Below are 17,673 nucleotides of genomic sequence, written 5' to 3'. Positions count from 1 at the left end.
CGGCACCCCTGACAGGGTGCCGGGCTTCCGGCGTTTCCGGGCATCGGGGTCGTTACCCTGTTGCCGTGCACATCATCGGACTCACGGGCGGCATCGCCGCGGGCAAGTCGACGGTCTCCCGGCGCTGGGCCGAGCACGGGGCCGTCGTCGTCGACGCCGACCGACTGGCTCGGGACGCCGTGGCACCGGGCAGCCCGGGCCTGGCACAGGTCGCCGAGCGGTTCGGTCCGTCGGTGATCGCCGTCGACGGTTCCCTCGACCGGCCGGCGCTCGGGTCGATCGTGTTCGCGGACCCCGCGGCGCGGAAGGACCTCGAAGCGATCACGCACCCCGAGGTCTGGCGGCTCGCGCAGCAGGCGTTCGACGCCGCCGAGGCAGCCGACCCCGACGCCGTGGTGGTCTACGACGTGCCGTTGCTCGCCGAGGCTCGCGGCTCGCGTCCGCTCCGGTTCGACGCCGTCGTGGTGGTCGACTCCCCCGCGGCGCAGCGCATCGAACGGCTCGTCGAGCACCGCGGGATGCCCCGTGACGAGGCCGAGCGTCGCGTCGCCGCCCAGGCGAGCGACGCCGACCGTCTCGCCCTCGCCGACCACGTCGTCGACGCCACCGGGACGCTCGAGCAGACGATCCGCTCCGCTGACGAGGTGTGGGCGCGGATCACTCCATGAACCACCGCCTGCTGCTCGTCCTCGCCGCGATCGTCCTCGTGGCGATCGGGGGCGCGTCGCTCGTCGCCGCGAACGTCCTCGGTGCCCAGCGAGTGGCGGACAACGGCCGGGTCGCGGTGCACGAGCGGCCGTCGGGTGACGAACACGGGCCCGAGGGAGAGTTCCACCGGTTCCGGCTCGGAACGGTGAACGGTGAGCGGCTCACGCCGAACCGGGACGACTTCGCCGCGCGCACCTCGGCCGACGGTCCGCTCCTGCTGTTCCTGCCCGCGACCCGATCCCGTCCCGCGGAGTACCAGCGGTTCCTCGGAGCCGCCCTGGCTGACGGGTACCACGTGCTCGGCCTCGACTACTGGAACCTGGGCCGCACCCTGTCCGGCACGTGTGAGGCCGACGCACGCTGCTACGGCATGGTGCAGCGGAACCGCTTCGACGGCACGCGGCCCTCGGCGTTCAGTGCGGTCAGTCCGGCCGGGTCGATCGTCTCGCGCTTCCGGGACGCCGTCGCGTACCTCGACGACCACGACCCCGACGGCGGTTGGGGGCGGTTCGTCCAGGGCGACGACCGCATCGTCTGGAACGACATCGTCGTGGCCGGGCACTCGCAGGGCGGCGGAGAGGCGGCGTACATCGCCCACATCCGCAGTGTCCACGGCGCGCTGATGTTCTCGTCACCCGTGGAGTCCCGCGGACCGGCGCACGCAGCGTGGATGGACCGCCCGGGCCGGACACCGGTGGACCGGATGTACGCCATCGACGACGTCCGTGACACGTTCGGCCCCCGCATCACCGGTTCGTGGGACGTCCTCGGGCTGAGCGGTGTGTCCGGGCCGTTCGAGACGGACACCGCACCGCCACTCGCCGGAGCGGACCCGCACGCGATCCTCACCGACCTCGGCGGCGAGGGCAAGGCGCACTCCCTGATCATCAAGGACTCGACGCCGCTCACCCGTGACGGCGTCCCCCGGATGCTCCCGCTGTGGCAGTGGATGCTGCACCGGTTCTCCACAGATCCCGCTGTTCCCTCCGTCCGCTCATAGCGTCGCGCAATAGCCTTCCTGCGTGCAGCCCGTTCGTGATGAACCCAACCTGCGCTCGCTCATCCGGGCCCGTGCGGCCGACGGGGGCGTGCGCCACTTCCTCGAGGACGCCCGCTCGGAGCGCGTCCTCACCTACCGCGCGCTCGACGACGCGGTGACCGCCTGGTCGCGGACCTTCGACGCGATCGGCGTCGCCCCGTCGGGTGCCGTCCTGGTCGACGTGGGTGACCCGCTCGCGTTCGCGGTCGTGCACTTGAGCGCCGTCGCCTCCGGTCGCCGCGCGATCCCCGTCGACACCGGCCAGCCGGCCACCGAGCCCGGCCGTCTCGCCGACCTCATCGGCGGAGCGTCCATCGTCGTGTCGGACCGCGCGGTGGACGCGACCGTCCCCGGGGCACCGGCGAGCGGGATCGACCCGGTCACGTTCCTCCCGACCGCCGTCCGTGACGGCGACCTGCCCGCCCACAGCCCGCACGCGCCGGGCCAGGGGTCCGTCGTGCTGTTCACCTCCGGGTCGACCGGCACGCCGAAGGGCGTCGAGCTGCCCGAGACGCAGCTGCTGTTCGTCGCCCGGGCCATCGCGCAGCACAACCGGCTGGTGCCGGACGACCGCGGGTTCAACTCCTTGCCGCTGTTCCACGTCAACGCCGAGGTGGTCGGACTGCTTGCGACGCTCGTCGCCGGCGCGACCCTCGTGCTCGACCGGCGCTTCCGTCGTACCGGGTTCTGGGACCTGCTCGCGGAACGACGGATCACCTGGCTGAACGCCGTCCCGGCCGTCCTGGCCGTATTGGCGAAGACCGGGCCGCTCGAGTTCCCGCCGGGCCTGCGGTTCGTGCGCAGCGCGTCGGCGCCGTTGCCCGACCCGGTGCGCGCCGCCCTCGGTGACGTGCCGCTCGTCGTGAGCTGGGGCATGACCGAAGGTGCCTCGCAGATCACGGCGACGCCGCTCGACGAACCGGCCCGGCCCGGTACCGTCGGGGTGCCGGTCGGGTCCGAGGTACAGGTCCGCGGCGAGGACGGCTCGGTGCTGCCCGCCGGCGAGATCGGTGCGCTGTGGGTGCGGGGCGAGGGGATCGTGCGGGGCTACCTGGGTGGTCGCGCGTCCGAGCGGTTCGACGCCGACGGCTGGCTCCACACCGGTGACGTCGGCTCCGTCAGCACCGACGGCTGGGTGTCACTGGCCGGACGCTCCGACGACGTCATCAACCGCGGTGGCGAGAAGGTCTACCCGTCCGAGGTCGAGGACGTCCTGCTCGGCGACCCACGCGTGCTCGAGGCGGTCGTCGTCGGCCGCCCCGACGACGTGCTCGGTGCCGTCCCGATTGCCTACGTGATCCCGCAGCCCGACGAACCCGTCGACCACGCAGCCCTCGTGGCTGACCTCGTGGCCCGGGCCGAGGCGCACCTGACCCGGTTCCGCCGACCGGTCGAGGTCATCGTCGTGCCCGACCTGCCGCGCGCGCCCACCGGCAAGGTGCAGCGCGCGAAGGTCCGGACCATGGCCCGACCATCGTGAACGGACCATCACGCGTGTCCCCGGCATCGACCGGTGAGGAGCCGGGGGTGCAGACGCCGACGCGTACGGCCGAGGGCAAGCCCCGGCACCTGTACGAGGTCGACGTGCTCCGCATCCTCACGTTCGCGTGCGTGATCGGGGTGCACACCACGAGCCACACCGCCGCCACCGACGACGTCGGGCTGAACGCGCTGCTCGCCCTGCTGCACTTCACCCGGCTGGTCTTCTTCTCGCTGACCGCGTTCGTGCTCGTGTACAGCTACACCTTGCGCCCGAGGCCGATGGCACAGTTCTGGCCGAAGCGGTTCCTGCTCGTGGGCGTGCCGTACCTGGCGTGGTCGTTCGTCTACGTCGCGGCGGCGTGGCTGCTGAGTCCCACCCGCCGTGGCGACGTCCCCGACCTGGTGCGCACCGCGGCCGAGGGCATCGTCACCGGCACCTCGTGGTACCACCTGTACTTCCTGCTCGTGACGATGCAGGTGTACCTGCTCCTGCCGGTGATCGTCTGGCTGGTGCGCCGGACCCGTGGGCACCACGTGACCGTGCTGGTCGTGGCGTTCCTGGTCCAGCTGGTGGTGTTCGCCGGGTACAAGTACTTCCCGGCGAGCGACGCGTGGATGCAGGGGTACCAGAAGCAGTTCTTCTTCTCGTACGTCTTCTTCATCGTCTCGGGGGCGATCGCCGCCGACCACGCGGACGCGTTCCTGCGGTTCATCCGGGTCCACCGCCGTTCGGTCCTGTGGGCGTTCGCCGGCGTCGGTGGGCTCACCCTCGGTGTGTGGGCGCTGCAGGTCGGCCTCGGGCAGTCCCTCTACGCCGCGGGGACGCCGCTGCAGCCGGTCCAGGTGGTCTGGAGCACCGCGGTGTTCGTCGGGTTCCTGGCGATCGGCGCGGCCTGGGCGGATCGACGGCGCCCCGGGAGCCGGACCGCCCGGTTCGTCGATTACGCCTCCGATCGCTCGTTCGGCATCTTCCTGAGCCACCCGTTCGTCATCTGGATCCTGCTCTACGGCGACAGCTGGCTCGAGGCCGTCGTGCCACGGCCGTGGCTCACCCTTGTCACCTACGTGCTCGTGCTGGTGCTGTCCGTCGCGGTGACCGAGCTGTTCCGGTGGACGCCCCTCAGCGTGCCGTTGACCGGGCGGCCGTCGTTGTCCTCTCGGGCGTCACGAGCGGCGCGGGCGCGTCGGTCCGCGGGCGCGGGGGTGCCGCAGCGGTCGCCGGAGCCGGTGGAGCCGGACGACGCCCTCGTCGGCGAGACCGACGACGTCGGGCGGCGCGCGGCGCGCTGAGCGCCGCCTCGCACAAGCCGTGCGGAGCGGTGGACGCGTGGCGTGTCGGCCAGGAGGCACGTGGCGGGCTCGACCCGTGCCTCCCGGCCGTCGCGTGCGCACCACCAGGGCCGGCGCACGTTCCGGATGTCGGCTGTCAGGCCGGGCGCTGCTCGGCCTTCGGGGTGCCGATCTCGAGCACGCCGTCGGTGGAGGTCAGCCGCTGGGGCTTCATGAACCACGCGACGACGGCCGCGGCTCCGAGCAGGACGCAGGAGAGCGCGAAGGGCACCTGCCAGCCGGAGGCGTCGATGAGCAGACCGAACACGATGGGCGAGACGACACCGGCGATGCCGAACCCGGTGTTCATGAAGCCCGAGGCCGTGCCGGACCACTGCGGCGCCACGTCCATCGGGATCGCCCAGAGGTTGGCGTTGCAGAGCTCGAGGAAGAAGAACGACAGGGCCAGCGAGATCGTCGCGACGAGCAGGCCCTGCCCGATCACGAGCGGGATGAGGCAGAGGAGCGAGCCGCCGAGCCCGATCACCAGGATGGTCCGGCGGGCGTTCCGGGTGTTCCCGCCGCGGTGGATGATGCGGTCGCTCAGCATCCCGCCGACCGTGTCCCCGACGACACCGGCCAGCAGGATGAGGGTGGTGAACAGGGCGAAGTCGCCGATCTCCAGGCCGTAGGTGGAGCTGAGGAACGTCGGGAGCCACGTGAGGAACACCCAGAGGGTCCAGCCGTACCCGAAGTCGACGAAGGTGACCGGCAGGATCTGCTTCGCCATCTGCCGCCACGGCACCGGGGGACGGGTCGCGCGGGTCTCGACCGGCGGGAGCTCGGCGAGCTCGACCTGCGTGATGCCCTTCGCGGACTCGGGCTTGTCCCGGAACCAGACGAACCAGACGACGGCCCACGCCAGGGACAGCACCGCGGTGGCGAAGAACGCCCAGCGCCAGCTGCCCGTCGCCCCGATCACCCACGCGACGATGAGCGGGGCCAGCGCGTTGCCGAGCCGTGCCGCGGAGTGCACCACGCCCTGGGCGAAGCCGTTCCGGTCGCGGGGGACCCACCGGCTCATCGCCTGCGTGGCGGTCGGGAACGCGGCGGCCTCGCTCAGCCCGAGCAGGGCCCGTGCGGCGAAGAGGGTCCAGAAGCCGACCGCGAACCCGGTCCAGAGCGTCGCGACGCCCCAGATCACCGTGATGACGAAGAGCGCCCGGCGCGGGCCGAACTTCTCGCTGATCGTGCCGCCGAACACCTGCAGCAGTGCGTACGGCAACGAGAACGCGGAGACGATGAGACCGGCGGTCGCCTCGTTGAACCCGAACTCCTCGGTGATGTGCGGCAGCGCCGTCGAGATGTTCGTCCGGTCGATGTACGAGATCGCGTACATGCAGCAGAGCAGGACGAGCACGCGTCCGCGGATGCGTCCGCGGAACGGGGTGCCCTTGATCGGTGCGGCCGGGGTCGCCGTGGTCATGAGGCCTCTTCGGGGGAGTGGGAAGGAGTCGGGTGACTGAACGGATCGGACGGTATGCCCGTTGACCATCAGTCGACTTGGAGCCTGCTTGCAGCGGACAGTACGCCGAGGGCGAGCAGCGGTCCTCGGTGTCAGGGGTGCCGACTACCGTTGTCCCCATGGGTGTTGCGATCGAACCGACCCGAGCGGTGCGTCCGTTCGAGGTCATCAGCGAGTACTCGCCGAGTGGCGACCAGCCCGCGGCCATCGCGGAACTCGCCGGGCGGATCAACGCCGGTGAGACCGACGTCGTGCTGCTGGGTGCGACCGGTACCGGCAAGTCGGCGACGACCGCGTGGCTCATCGAGCAGGTGCAGCGGCCGACGCTCGTGCTCGCGCACAACAAGACGCTCGCGGCCCAGCTCGCCAACGAGTTCCGCAGCCTGATGCCGAACAACGCGGTCGAGTACTTCGTCTCGTACTACGACTACTACCAGCCCGAGGCGTACGTCCCGCAGACGGACACCTTCATCGAGAAGGACTCCTCGGTCAACGCCGAGGTCGAACGACTCCGGCACTCCACGACGAACTCGCTGCTCAGCCGTCGCGACACCGTGGTGGTGTCCACTGTCTCCTGCATCTACGGTCTCGGTACCCCCGAGCAGTACATGAACGCATCGGTCGCGCTCCACGTGGGCCAGACGATCTCCCGCGACCAGCTCGTCCGCAAGTTCGTCGCCATGCAGTACCAGCGCAACGACGTCGACTTCGCCCGGGGAACGTTCCGGGTGCGCGGCGACACCATCGAGATCATCCCGATGTACGAAGAGCACGCGATCCGCATCGAGATGTTCGGTGACGAGATCGAGGCGCTCTCCTCGCTGCACCCGCTCACCGGCAACGTCATCGACGACCTGCCCGCCGTGTCGATCTTCCCGGCCTCGCACTACGTCGCGGACACCGACGTGATGCACCGCGCGATCGCCTCCATCAAGGAAGAACTCGCGGAACGGCTCGCCGAGCTCGAGGGTCAGGGCAAGCTGCTCGAGGCCCAGCGCCTCCGGATGCGCACCACGTTCGACATCGAGATGATGGAGCAGATCGGGTTCTGCTCGGGCATCGAGAACTACTCGCGGCACATGGACGGCCGTGGTCCGGGCGAGGCGCCGCACTGCCTCATCGACTACTTCCCCGACGACTTCCTGATCGTCATCGACGAGTCGCACGTCACCGTGCCGCAGATCGGCGCGATGTACGAGGGCGACGCCTCGCGCAAGCGCACCCTCGTCGAGCACGGGTTCCGCCTGCCGAGCGCGATGGACAACCGCCCGCTGAAGTGGGAGGAGTTCCTCGAGCGCGTCGGGCAGAAGGTCTACCTGTCGGCCACCCCCGGGCGCTACGAGCTCGGGGTCACCGACAGCGTGGTCGAGCAGATCATCCGCCCGACCGGCCTGATCGACCCCGAGATCGTGGTCAAGCCGAGCGACGGCCAGATCGACGACCTGCTCGAGGAGATCAAGCAGCGGGTCGAGAAGGACGAACGCGTCCTCGTCACCACGCTGACCAAGCGCATGGCGGAGGAACTCACCGACTTCCTCGGGAACGCCGGTGTGCGCGTCCGCTACCTGCACTCCGACGTCGACACCCTGAAGCGCGTCGAGCTGCTGACCGAGCTGCGGCAGGGCGTCTACGACGTGCTCGTCGGCATCAACCTGCTGCGCGAAGGCCTCGACCTGCCCGAGGTGTCGCTCGTCGCGATCCTCGACGCCGACAAGGAAGGCTTCCTCCGTTCGTCGACGTCGCTCATCCAGACGATCGGTCGCGCTGCCCGCAACGTGTCGGGCCAGGTGCTCATGTACGCCGACAAGATGACCGACTCGATGAAGACCGCGATCGATGAGACCGATCGCCGTCGTGAGAAGCAGGTCGCCTACAACCTGGAGCGCGGCATCGACCCCCAGCCGCTGCGCAAGAAGATCGCGGACATCACCGAGGTCCTGCAGCGCGAGAACGACGACACGAAGGCGCTCCTGCAGGGGCGCCCCGGCACCGACGGCCGTCGGTCGCCCACGCCGAACCTCAAGCGCGGCGGCATCGCGGGCGAGGGTGCGACGCAGCTCGGTGCCACCATCGCCGACCTGAACGACCAGATGCTGCAGGCTGCGGCGGAGCTGAAGTTCGAGCTCGCGGCGCGACTGCGCGACGAGGTGCAGGACCTGAAGAAGGCCCTGCGCCAGATGGAGTCGGCCGGACATGTCAGCTGACGGCGCCCGCACGGTCGTCGTCACCGGTGCGAGCGCCGGGCTCGGGTACCACGCCGTCGAGCAGCTCGCTTCGGCGGGGCACCGTGTGGTGCTGGCGACGCGCGACCGCGGCCGGGCGGACGCCGCCGAGCGCAGCATCCGTCGGCACGTCGACGGGGCCTCGCTCGCCCACGTCCACCTCGACCTCGCCGACCTCGACTCGGTCAGTGCCGCTGCCGACGAACTCGCCGCGCTGGAACCCGACGGCGTCGACGCGGTCGTGAACAACGCCGGGGTCGTCGGGGCGTCGACGCGGGGGAGCACGGCGCAGGGCACCGAACTGCAGGTCGGTACGAACCACCTCGGGCACTTCGCGTGGACCGCCCGGGTCCTGCCCCTGCTCGAACGACGAGCCGGCCGGGTCGTGCACCTCGGGTCGATCGCCCACCGGTTCGCCCAGCTCGACGCGACCGATCCGCTCGGCGTCGGTCGGTACTCGAGCCACCGCCAGTACGCCAGGAGCAAGCTCGCCGTGATGCTGTTCGGCTTCGAGCTCGCCCAACGACTGGCCGACTCGGGCTCATCCGTGTCGAGCGTCGTCGCGCACCCCGGCCTGTCGCTCGACCGCCTGTCGCCGGGCCGTCCCGACGTCAGCCCGACGAGAGCCGAACCCGAGTGGATCCGCCCGGCGCAGCGCATCGTCGCCCAGGGCAAGGACGTCGGCGCCCAGCCGCTCGTGCACGCGGCCGTCGGTCCTGACGTGCACTCGGGGGAGTACTGGGGCCCGGCAGGCTGGATGCAGCTCCGGGGCCCGGCCACGGTGGTCGCGGCCGAACCTCGGGCGCACGACCGCACGGTCGCAGCACAGCTCTGGGCCGCGAGTGAGCGTGCATCCGGCGTCGCGTTCGCTCTCGACGCACTCGTCTGACCCTCCATCCCGGCCGAATGTCGGTGCCGCTTCGTAGAATCGACGACGATGACCATCACCTCTGACCCCGGTACCTCGACGTCGGGCCGGAACGCCTTCGGCGAGCCCGCTGACCTCCACCTCCCCGGCGGGACCGCTCCGCACAGCACCTCCACGCTCAGCGTGCGCGGCGCGCGCGTGCACAACCTCCGTGACGTCGACCTCGAGATCCCGCGCGACTCGCTCGTCGTGTTCACCGGCCTGTCGGGCTCGGGCAAGTCCTCGCTGGCGTTCGACACGATCTTCGCCGAGGGGCAGCGCCGGTACGTCGAGTCGCTGTCCGCCTACGCGCGGCAGTTCCTCGGCCAGGTCGACCGCCCCGACGTCGACTTCATCGAGGGGCTCTCGCCGGCGGTGTCGATCGACCAGAAGTCGACCAACCGCAACCCGCGGTCGACGGTCGGCACGATCACCGAGGTCTACGACTACATGCGCCTGCTCTGGGCGCGCATCGGGGTCCCGCACTGCCCGACGTGTGGCGAGGTGATCAGCAAGCAGACCGTGCAGCAGATCGCCGACCAGCTGATGCAGTTCGAGACCGGCACCCGCTTCCAGGTCCTCGCACCCGTGATCTCGAAGAAGAAGGGCGAGTTCGTCGACCTCTTCCAGGAGCTCGCGGCGTCCGGCTACGCCCGCGCGATCGTGGACGGGGAGCGCATCCAGCTCAGCGACCCGCCCAAGCTCAAGAAGCAGGTCAAGCACGACATCTCGGTCATCGTCGACCGCCTGGTGGCGAGCGACGACATCCTCGGTCGTCTCACCGACTCGCTCGAGACCGCCCTGCGCCTGACCGACGGCACCGTCGGCATCGACCTGGTGGACCACGAGGGGCCCGGAGCGGTCCGGAACTACTCCGAGAACCTCTCGTGCCCGAACAACCACCCGCTCGCGCTCACCGAGATCGAGCCGCGCACGTTCTCGTTCAACGCGCCGTTCGGTGCCTGCCCCGAGTGCTCCGGCCTCGGCACGCGCATGTCGGTCGACCCCGACCTGGTGCTCGGCGACCCCGAGGCCTCGTTGCGCGACGGCGTCCTGCTGCCCTGGACCGGGACGAGCGGGCTGTACTCCTACTTCGAGAAGCTGCTCGGCGGCCTCGGCAAGGAGCTCGGCTTCTCGCTCGACACCCCGTGGAGCCAGCTCGACCCCGCGGTGCAGGCGTCGATCCTGACCGGCAAGGACTTCCAGGTGTCGGTCTCCTGGCGCAACCGTTTCGGCCGCGAGATGCGGTACACGAGCGGCTTCGAAGGCGTCATGCCCTACATCGAGCGCAAGTTCGCCGAGGCCGAATCGGACTCGCAGCGGCAGCGATTCCAGGGGTACCTGCGCGAGGTCCCGTGCCCGGTGTGCGAGGGAACCCGCCTCAAGCCCGAGGTGCTCGCGGTGACGGTCAACGACCGCAGCATCGCGGACGTCACCGACATGTCGCTCGACAACGCGTACTCGTTCATGGACGAGCTGACGCTGACCGACCGCGAAGCGCACATCGCCGCCGCGGTCCTCCGCGAGATCCGCGCACGCCTCGAGTTCCTGCTCGAGGTCGGCCTGAACTACCTCACGCTGGCACGTGGTGCCGGCGGTCTCTCCGGCGGTGAGGCGCAGCGCATCCGCCTGGCGACGCAGATCGGCTCCGGGCTGACGGGCGTGCTGTACGTGCTCGACGAGCCGAGCATCGGCCTGCACCAGCGCGACAACCGTCGACTCATCGACACCCTGGTCAAGCTCAAGGACCTCGGCAACACGCTCATCGTCGTCGAACACGACGAGGACACGATCCGCACGGCCGACTGGGTCGTCGACATCGGCCCCGGTGCCGGTGTGAACGGCGGCAACGTCGTGCACTCCGGTTCGTACGAGGGCATCATCGAGAACCGCGAGTCGATCACCGGTGACTACCTCGCCGGCCGACGCGCGATCGAGGTGCCGGCCGAGCGTCGCAAGGTCAACCTGAAGCGGGCCATCACCGTGCAGGGCGCCCGGGCGAACAACCTCAAGTCGATCGACGCGGACTTCCCGCTCGGTGTGTTCACTGCGGTGACGGGCGTCAGCGGCTCCGGCAAGTCGACGCTGGTGAACGACATCCTGTACAAGGTGCTCGCCAACCAGCTCAACGGCGCCCGGCACATCGCGGGCAAGCACACCCGGGTGAAGGGCCTCGACCAGCTCGACAAGGTCGTGCACGTCGACCAGGCACCGATCGGCCGCACGCCGCGCTCGAACCCGGCGACCTACACGGGCGTGTTCGACCGCATCCGCCAGCTGTTCGCCGAGACGCAAGAGGCCAAGACCCGCGGCTACCAGCCGGGCCGCTTCAGCTTCAACGTCAAGGGCGGCCGCTGCGAGAACTGCGCGGGCGACGGCACGATCAAGATCGAGATGAACTTCCTGCCCGACGTCTACGTTGCGTGCGAGGTCTGCGGTGGTGCGCGCTACAACCGCGAGACGCTCCAGGTGCACTACAAGGGCAAGAACATCTCCGAGGTCCTCGACATGCCGATCAGCGAGGCGGCCGAGTTCTTCGAGCCGATCTCGGCGATCCACCGCTACATGGCGACCCTGGTCGACGTGGGCCTCGGCTACGTGCGCCTCGGCCAGAGCGCGACCACGCTCTCCGGCGGCGAGGCGCAGCGCGTCAAGCTCGCCACCGAGCTGCAGCGTCGCTCGAACGGCCGCACGGTCTACGTGCTCGACGAGCCGACGACCGGTCTGCACTTCGAGGACGTCCGCAAGCTGCTCCTCGTGCTGCAGAGCCTGGTCGACAAGGGCAACACCGTCATCACGATCGAGCACAACCTCGACGTCATCAAGTCCGCCGACTGGCTGATCGACATGGGACCCGAGGGCGGTTCCGGTGGTGGCACGGTCCTGGCGACGGGTACCCCGGAGCACGTGGCGACCGTGCCGGAGAGCCACACCGGTGTCTTCCTGCGCGAGATCTTCGACGCGCAGGACGCCCGGGTCGGCAAGCAGCAGGCGGTCGGCGCACGCCAGGCCACCCAGAAGCAGCAGGGCGGCAAGCAGCAGGGCGACGAGAAGCAGGGCACGACCAAGCAGGCGAGCAAGCAGAAGGCGGGTGCTCGGTAGGTGGCGGACACCGTCCCGTGGCGTCCGAAGGCGGGGGAGATCCCGACCGACCCGGGCGTCTACCGTTGGCGCGACGAAGCCGGTCGGGTGCTCTACGTCGGCAAGGCGAAGAACCTCCGCGCCCGGCTGAGCAACTACTTCGCGCCGCTGCCGACGCTGCACGAGCGCACGCGGCGCATGGTCCTGACGGCACGCAGCGTCGAGTGGACGACGGTCGGCTCCGAGATCGAGGCGCTCCAGCTGGAGTACACCTGGATCAAGGAGTTCGACCCGCCGTTCAACGTCAAGTTCCGCGACGACAAGTCGTACCCGTACATGGCGGTCACCCTGGGTGACGAAGCGCCGCGGGTGATGGTGACGCGCAACCGCAAGATCAAGGGCGCGAAGTACTTCGGTCCGTACCCGAAGATCTGGGCGGTGCACGACACCATCGACCTGATGATCAAGGTGTTCCCGATCCGCACCTGTTCGGACTCGTCGTACAAGAAGGCGATGCAGACGGGCCGTCCGTGCTTCCCGGGGCAGATCGGCAAGTGCGGTGGCCCGTGCTCGCAGAAGGTCACGATCGAGGAGCACCGCGCGCTCGTCGAGGAGTTCGTGCGCTTCATGAACTCCTACGACCGCCGGGTCATCACCGAGCTCCGGCAGCGCATGGGGGCCTCGGCCGACGCGATGCAGTACGAGCAGGCCGCGAAGTACCGCGACCAGGTCGAGGCGCTCGAGGCCGTGCTCGAGAAGTCCGCCGTGGTGCTCCGCGACTCGGTCGACCTCGACCTGTTCGGCATCGCGGAGGACGAGCTCGCCGCGGCAGTGCAGCTGTTCTCCGTCCGTGGTGGCCGCATCCGCGGTGTCCGCGGCTGGGTGGTCGACAAGGAGCTCGACATCGCCACGGGCGACCTCGTCGAGCAGATCGTGCAGGGCGTCTACGTCACCGACGAGCCCCCGCGCGAGGTCGTCGTCCCCGAACTGCCGGAGGACGCCGACGCGCTCCAGGAGTGGCTCAGCAAGCGCCGGAACGGGCGCGGCACGAAGCTCAGCACGGCACAGCGCGGCGATCGCGCCGGGCTCGCCCGGACGGCCGCGCAGAACGCCGGGCAGGCGCTCATGCTCTACAAGACCAAGCGTTCGGCCGACTACACCACTCGGGCCGCGGCACTGGCCGACATCCAGGACGCCCTCGGCATGACCGAGGCGCCGCTCCGCATGGAGTGCTACGACATCTCGCACCTGCAGGGCACGAACGTCGTCGCGTCGATGGTGGTGTTCGAGGACGGCCTGCCGCGCAAGGACCAGTACCGCCGGTACTCGATCGCCGAGACCACCGACGACACCGACAGCATGTACCAGGTGCTCTCGCGGCGCCTGGCGCGGCTGGACGAGGACGCCGAGCTGCCGGACGTCCCGGACGTCACGACCGACGAGGTCGTCGAGGGGTCGAAGCCGACGAAGCGGTTCGCGTACCGCCCGCAGCTGCTCATCGTCGACGGCGGCCAGCCCCAGGTGCAGGCCGCGAAGCGCGCAATGGACGAAGCCGGCGTGCACGACATCGCCCTGGTCGGCATCGCCAAGCGGCTCGAGGAGCTCTGGCTCCCCGACGACGACTTCCCGGTCATCCTGCCCCGCAACTCCGAGGCGCTCTTCCTCATCCAGCGCATCCGCGACGAGGCGCACCGGTTCGCGATCACCCACCAGCGCAGCAAGCGGAAGCGCGACGTCCGGTCGCGGCTGTCCGAGATCCCCGGTCTCGGCCCGAGTCGCGTCAACGCCCTGCTGAAGCACTTCGGCTCGGTCGCCCGGCTGCGTGAAGCCACGGCCGAGGACATCGGCGAGGTGAACGGGATCGGCCCGGCGACCGCTGCCGCGGTGGTCTCGAAGCTGGCCCAGACGCCGACGAGCGCGCCGGCGACGAGCGCGTCCAGCGCCCCCGAACCGGACGCCGACGCGATCGCGGACACCGTGACCGAGAACGCAGCCACCCAGCAGACCGCCACCCAGCAGACCGCCACCCGGCAGACCGCCACCCACCCCGGAGGCCCGGTGCGGGTCCCCGAGGTGACCGAAGACGGTCCGCAGCGACCGTCGTGACGAACCCCGCGCCTCCCGGCCGCCACCGGGCGGTAGCCTGGTCCGGCAGCCGAGACCTCCCCGGGCGACGCGCCCGGGCCGCCACGACGGAGCCCACTCCCAGATGACCGACAGCGCCACCGCGACCACGCACGCGTCGCAGCACGACATCCTCATCGTCACCGGCATGTCCGGGGCCGGGCGGTCCACCGTCGGCAAGGCCCTCGAAGACCTGGGCTGGTACGTCGTCGACAACCTGCCCACGCAGATGCTGGCCCCGCTGACCGAACTGGCCGACCGCGCGGGGGAGAAGATCCCGAAGATCGCCACGGTGGTCGACGTCCGCGGCGGGCGGTTCTTCACCGACCCCGAGCACGCGGTCGAGCAGGTCCGCTCGAGCACCTCCGCGCGGGTCCGGGTGTTGTTCCTCGAAGCCACCGACGCCGTGCTGGTCCGGCGCTTCGAGCAGGTCCGCCGACCCCACCCGCTCCAGGGCGAGGACACCCTGCTCGACGGGATCGCTCGCGAACGGGCTCGTCTCGCCGGCCTCCGCGAGGCGTCCGACGTGGTGATCGACACCTCCGACCTCAACATCCACCAGCTCGCGAACACCGTGATCGAGCACTTCGCCGACGAGCACTTCGTGGGTGTACAGGTCACGCTGATGAGCTTCGGGTTCAAGTACGGTCTGCCCGCCGACGCCGACATGGTGGCCGACGTGCGGTTCCTCCCGAACCCCTACTGGGTCCCGGAACTGCGGCCCCACACCGGGCTGGACCAGCCGGTCTCGGACTACGTGCTGGCCCAGGCCGGAGCCCGTCCGTTCGTCGATCGCTACGCCTCCGTCCTCGAGCCGGTGTTCGAGGGGTACCAGCGCGAGAACAAAAGACACGCTACGATCGCCATCGGCTGTACCGGCGGGAAGCACCGCTCGGTCGCCATCGTCGCCGAGTTGGCGAACCTCCTCCGCGGGATGCCTGGCGTCGCCGTGCGTGTGAAGAACCGAGATCTCGGCCGGGAGTGACCGTCCCTCCGGCCGCTCCCACGCCCGTGCCGCCGGATCTGCGGGAACCACTGAACGAACGTTAGGAATGATGCTGTGCCGTTGACTGCCGAGGTCAAGGACGAACTGGCCAGGGTCGCCGTGAACCGCAACACGGTCCGCGCCGCCGAACTGGCCACGATCCTCCGGTTCGCTGGTGGTCTGCACGTCATCTCGGGCCGCATCGCGGTCGAGGTCGAGCTCGACACCCGGATCATCGTGCACCGGGTCCGCAAGGACCTCGCCGAGCTCTACGGCGTGCGCAGCGAGGCGTCGGTGGGCTCGTCCGCGTCCGCCCGCCGCGGGACCCGCTACCTGGTCCGCGTGCTCGAGGCGGGGGAGACCCTCGCCCGCCAGACCGGCCTGATGGACGCCCGTCGTCGTCCCGTCCGCGGGCTGCCGAACCGCCTCACCACGGGCAACCGTGAGGACCTCGCCGCCATCTGGCGCGGCGCCTTCCTCGCCTCCGGCACCCTGACCGACCCGGGTCGGGCCGCAGCGCTCGAGGTCACCTGCCCCGGCAACGAGGCCGCGATGGCCCTCGTCGGTGCCGCGTCGCGTCTCGGGGTCGCCGCGAAGGGCCGCGAGGTCCGCGGGGTGCACCGCGTCGTCATCCGCGACGGCGAGGCCATCGGTCAGATGCTGACCGTCATGGGCGCAGCGCGCACCACCGCCGACTGGGAGGAGATGCGCCAGCGTCGCGAGGTCCGCGCGACCGCGAACCGCCTGGTCAACTTCGACGACGCGAACCTCCGCCGTTCCGCGCAGGCCGCCGTGGCCGCCTGCGCCCGGGTCGAGCGTGCGCTCGAGATCCTCGGCGACGAGGTCCCCGACCACCTGCAGTACGCCGGCACGCTGCGCCTGCAGCACCGCGACGCGTCGCTCGACGAGCTCGGCCAGCACGCGGACCCGCCCATGACCAAGGACGCCATCGCCGGCCGCATCCGGCGCCTGCTGGCGATGGCCGACAAGCGGGCCTCCGACCTCGGCATCCCGGGCACCGAAGCGAGCGTTCCCGAGGAGCTCGAAGGGGCCTGAGAGGGGCCTGTCGACCCTGCGGACGGGAGGCGCGGTGCCAGCTGGCACCGCGCCTCCCGTCCGTTTCCCGGCCCGTTCTCGGACCCGTTCCCGGCCTGGTCGGCGACCGTCCGGACGGACCGTCATCCCGCTCGGGCACGCAGTGTCCGACTGCTAGGGTCGTTACGGCGACGTTACGGGGCGTATCGTCCACCACACGCGGGCCCGCCAGGGTGCGCGACTCCCGAAAGCAGCGCCCCCTGGGCGCTCCACACTCACCAGGAGATCCATTGACCGTCAAGATCGGTATCAACGGCTTCGGCCGCATCGGCCGTAACTTCTTCCGGGCCGCCCTCGCGAAGGGCTCCGACCTCGAGATCGTGGCGGTGAACGACCTCACCGACAACGCGTCGCTCGCCAACCTGCTGAAGTTCGACTCCATCACGGGCCGTCTCGGCGTCTCCGTCGAGCTCGACGGCGACAACATCGTCGTCGACGGCAAGGCCATCAAGGTCCTCGCCGAGCGCGACCCCGCCAACCTCCCCTGGGGCGAGCTGGGTGTCGACATCGTCATCGAGTCGACCGGGTTCTTCACCAAGGCCGCCGATGCGCAGAAGCACATCGACGCCGGCGCCAAGAAGGTCATCATCTCCGCCCCGGCCTCGGGTGACGACGTCACCATCGTGCTCGGTGTGAACGAGGACCAGTACGACGCGGCGAACCACCACATCATCTCGAACGCGTCCTGCACCACGAACAGCCTCGCGCCGCTCGCCAAGGTGTTCCACGACAAGTTCGGCATCGAGCGTGGCCTCATGACGACGGTGCACGCCTACACCGCCGACCAGAACCTGCAGGACGGCCCGCACAAGGACCCCCGTCGTGCCCGCGCCGCCGCGCTGAACATCGTCCCGACCTCGACCGGTGCCGCCAAGGCCATCGGCCAGGTCATGCCGGAGCTCGCCGGCAAGCTCGACGGCTTCGCGCTGCGCGTCCCGGTCCCCACCGGCTCGATCACCGACCTCACCCTCGAGACGAAGTCCGAGGTCACCGTCGACGAGATCAACGCCGCCTACAAGGAGGCCGCAGAAGGTCCCCTCAAGGGCATCCTGCTCTACAGCGAGGACCCGCTGGTGTCGACCGACATCACCACGGACCCGCACTCCTCGATCTACGACTCCGGCCTGACCAAGGTCATCGGCGGCCTCGTGAAGATCACCTCGTGGTACGACAACGAGTGGGGCTACTCGAACCGCCTCGTCGACCTCACCGAGTACGTCGGCGAGCGTCTGTAAC

Annotated in this window: 12 protein-coding genes; 11 read left to right on the top strand and 1 reads right to left on the bottom strand. The window is 70.1% G+C overall.

The annotated features are described in order from the left end of the window. Nucleotides 1–65 precede the first annotated feature (65 nt). Genes coaE through DEJ03_RS10395 form a run of 4 tightly spaced genes read left to right on the top strand, consistent with a single transcriptional unit; the run spans nucleotide 66 to nucleotide 4,519 of the window. Entirely contained in the window at nucleotides 66–668 is a 603-nt protein-coding gene (gene coaE / locus DEJ03_RS10410) for a dephospho-CoA kinase (protein WP_110864553.1), read from the top strand. Further along, complete coding sequence (locus DEJ03_RS10405; RefSeq protein ID WP_110864552.1) at nucleotides 665–1,708, top strand: hypothetical protein; 1,044 nt, start codon at nucleotides 665–667, stop codon at nucleotides 1,706–1,708. The genes coaE and DEJ03_RS10405 overlap by 4 nt, the downstream gene beginning before the upstream one ends. A 22-nt stretch (nucleotides 1,709–1,730) precedes the next feature. Next, the gene (locus DEJ03_RS10400) at nucleotides 1,731–3,227 is read left to right on the top strand and encodes a class I adenylate-forming enzyme family protein (RefSeq protein WP_110864551.1); all 1,497 of its coding nucleotides are present in this window, start codon (nucleotides 1,731–1,733) and stop codon (nucleotides 3,225–3,227) included. A gap of 47 nt (nucleotides 3,228–3,274) precedes the next feature. Continuing rightward, nucleotides 3,275–4,519: an acyltransferase gene (locus tag DEJ03_RS10395; RefSeq protein ID WP_181422680.1), complete on the top strand. Its 1,245-nt coding sequence runs from the start codon at nucleotides 3,275–3,277 to the stop codon at nucleotides 4,517–4,519. Between the two features lie 136 nt (nucleotides 4,520–4,655). On the opposite strand, the gene DEJ03_RS10390 is transcribed toward DEJ03_RS10395, so the two are convergent. After that, nucleotides 4,656–5,984, bottom strand: a complete 1,329-nt coding sequence (locus DEJ03_RS10390) for an MFS transporter (protein ID WP_110864549.1) — start codon at nucleotides 5,982–5,984, stop codon at nucleotides 4,656–4,658. 170 nt (nucleotides 5,985–6,154) lie between these two features. Here DEJ03_RS10390 and uvrB point away from each other — a divergent pair, with 170 nt between their 5' ends. From uvrB to gap, 7 genes are all read left to right on the top strand, one after another. Beyond that, nucleotides 6,155–8,227, top strand: coding sequence for an excinuclease ABC subunit UvrB (uvrB, locus tag DEJ03_RS10385; protein WP_110864605.1), 2,073 nt, complete (start codon nucleotides 6,155–6,157; stop codon nucleotides 8,225–8,227). After that, a complete protein-coding gene (locus DEJ03_RS10380) occupies nucleotides 8,217–9,134 on the top strand; it encodes an SDR family NAD(P)-dependent oxidoreductase (RefSeq protein WP_110864548.1) in 918 nt (305 codons plus the stop codon). Before uvrB ends, DEJ03_RS10380 begins: the two co-directional genes overlap by 11 nt. A gap of 48 nt (nucleotides 9,135–9,182) precedes the next feature. Further along, nucleotides 9,183–12,254 carry an excinuclease ABC subunit UvrA gene (gene uvrA / locus DEJ03_RS10375; RefSeq protein ID WP_110864547.1) on the top strand — a complete coding sequence of 1,024 codons (3,072 nt, stop codon included), beginning with the start codon at nucleotides 9,183–9,185 and terminating at the stop codon, nucleotides 12,252–12,254. Further along, nucleotides 12,255–14,339: an excinuclease ABC subunit UvrC gene (gene uvrC / locus DEJ03_RS10370; protein ID WP_110864546.1), complete on the top strand. Its 2,085-nt coding sequence runs from the start codon at nucleotides 12,255–12,257 to the stop codon at nucleotides 14,337–14,339. It abuts the gene before it with no gap. Between the two features lie 103 nt (nucleotides 14,340–14,442). Further along, nucleotides 14,443–15,342, top strand: a complete 900-nt coding sequence (gene rapZ, locus DEJ03_RS10365) for an RNase adapter RapZ (protein WP_027465691.1) — start codon at nucleotides 14,443–14,445, stop codon at nucleotides 15,340–15,342. A 75-nt stretch (nucleotides 15,343–15,417) separates the two neighbouring features. After that, nucleotides 15,418–16,398 carry a DNA-binding protein WhiA gene (whiA, locus tag DEJ03_RS10360; protein ID WP_027465690.1) on the top strand — a complete coding sequence of 327 codons (981 nt, stop codon included), beginning with the start codon at nucleotides 15,418–15,420 and terminating at the stop codon, nucleotides 16,396–16,398. 269 nt (nucleotides 16,399–16,667) lie between these two features. Further along, nucleotides 16,668–17,672, top strand: coding sequence for a type I glyceraldehyde-3-phosphate dehydrogenase (gap, locus tag DEJ03_RS10355; protein ID WP_017887253.1), 1,005 nt, complete (start codon nucleotides 16,668–16,670; stop codon nucleotides 17,670–17,672). The last annotated feature ends 1 nt before the right edge of the window (nucleotide 17,673 follow it).

The organism is Curtobacterium sp. MCLR17_043, from assembly GCF_003224215.1.
GTDB lineage: Bacteria > Actinomycetota > Actinomycetes > Actinomycetales > Microbacteriaceae > Curtobacterium > Curtobacterium flaccumfaciens.
The sequence above is the reverse complement of the archived record's forward strand: the minus strand, read 5'-3'. Positions and strand labels throughout refer to the sequence as shown.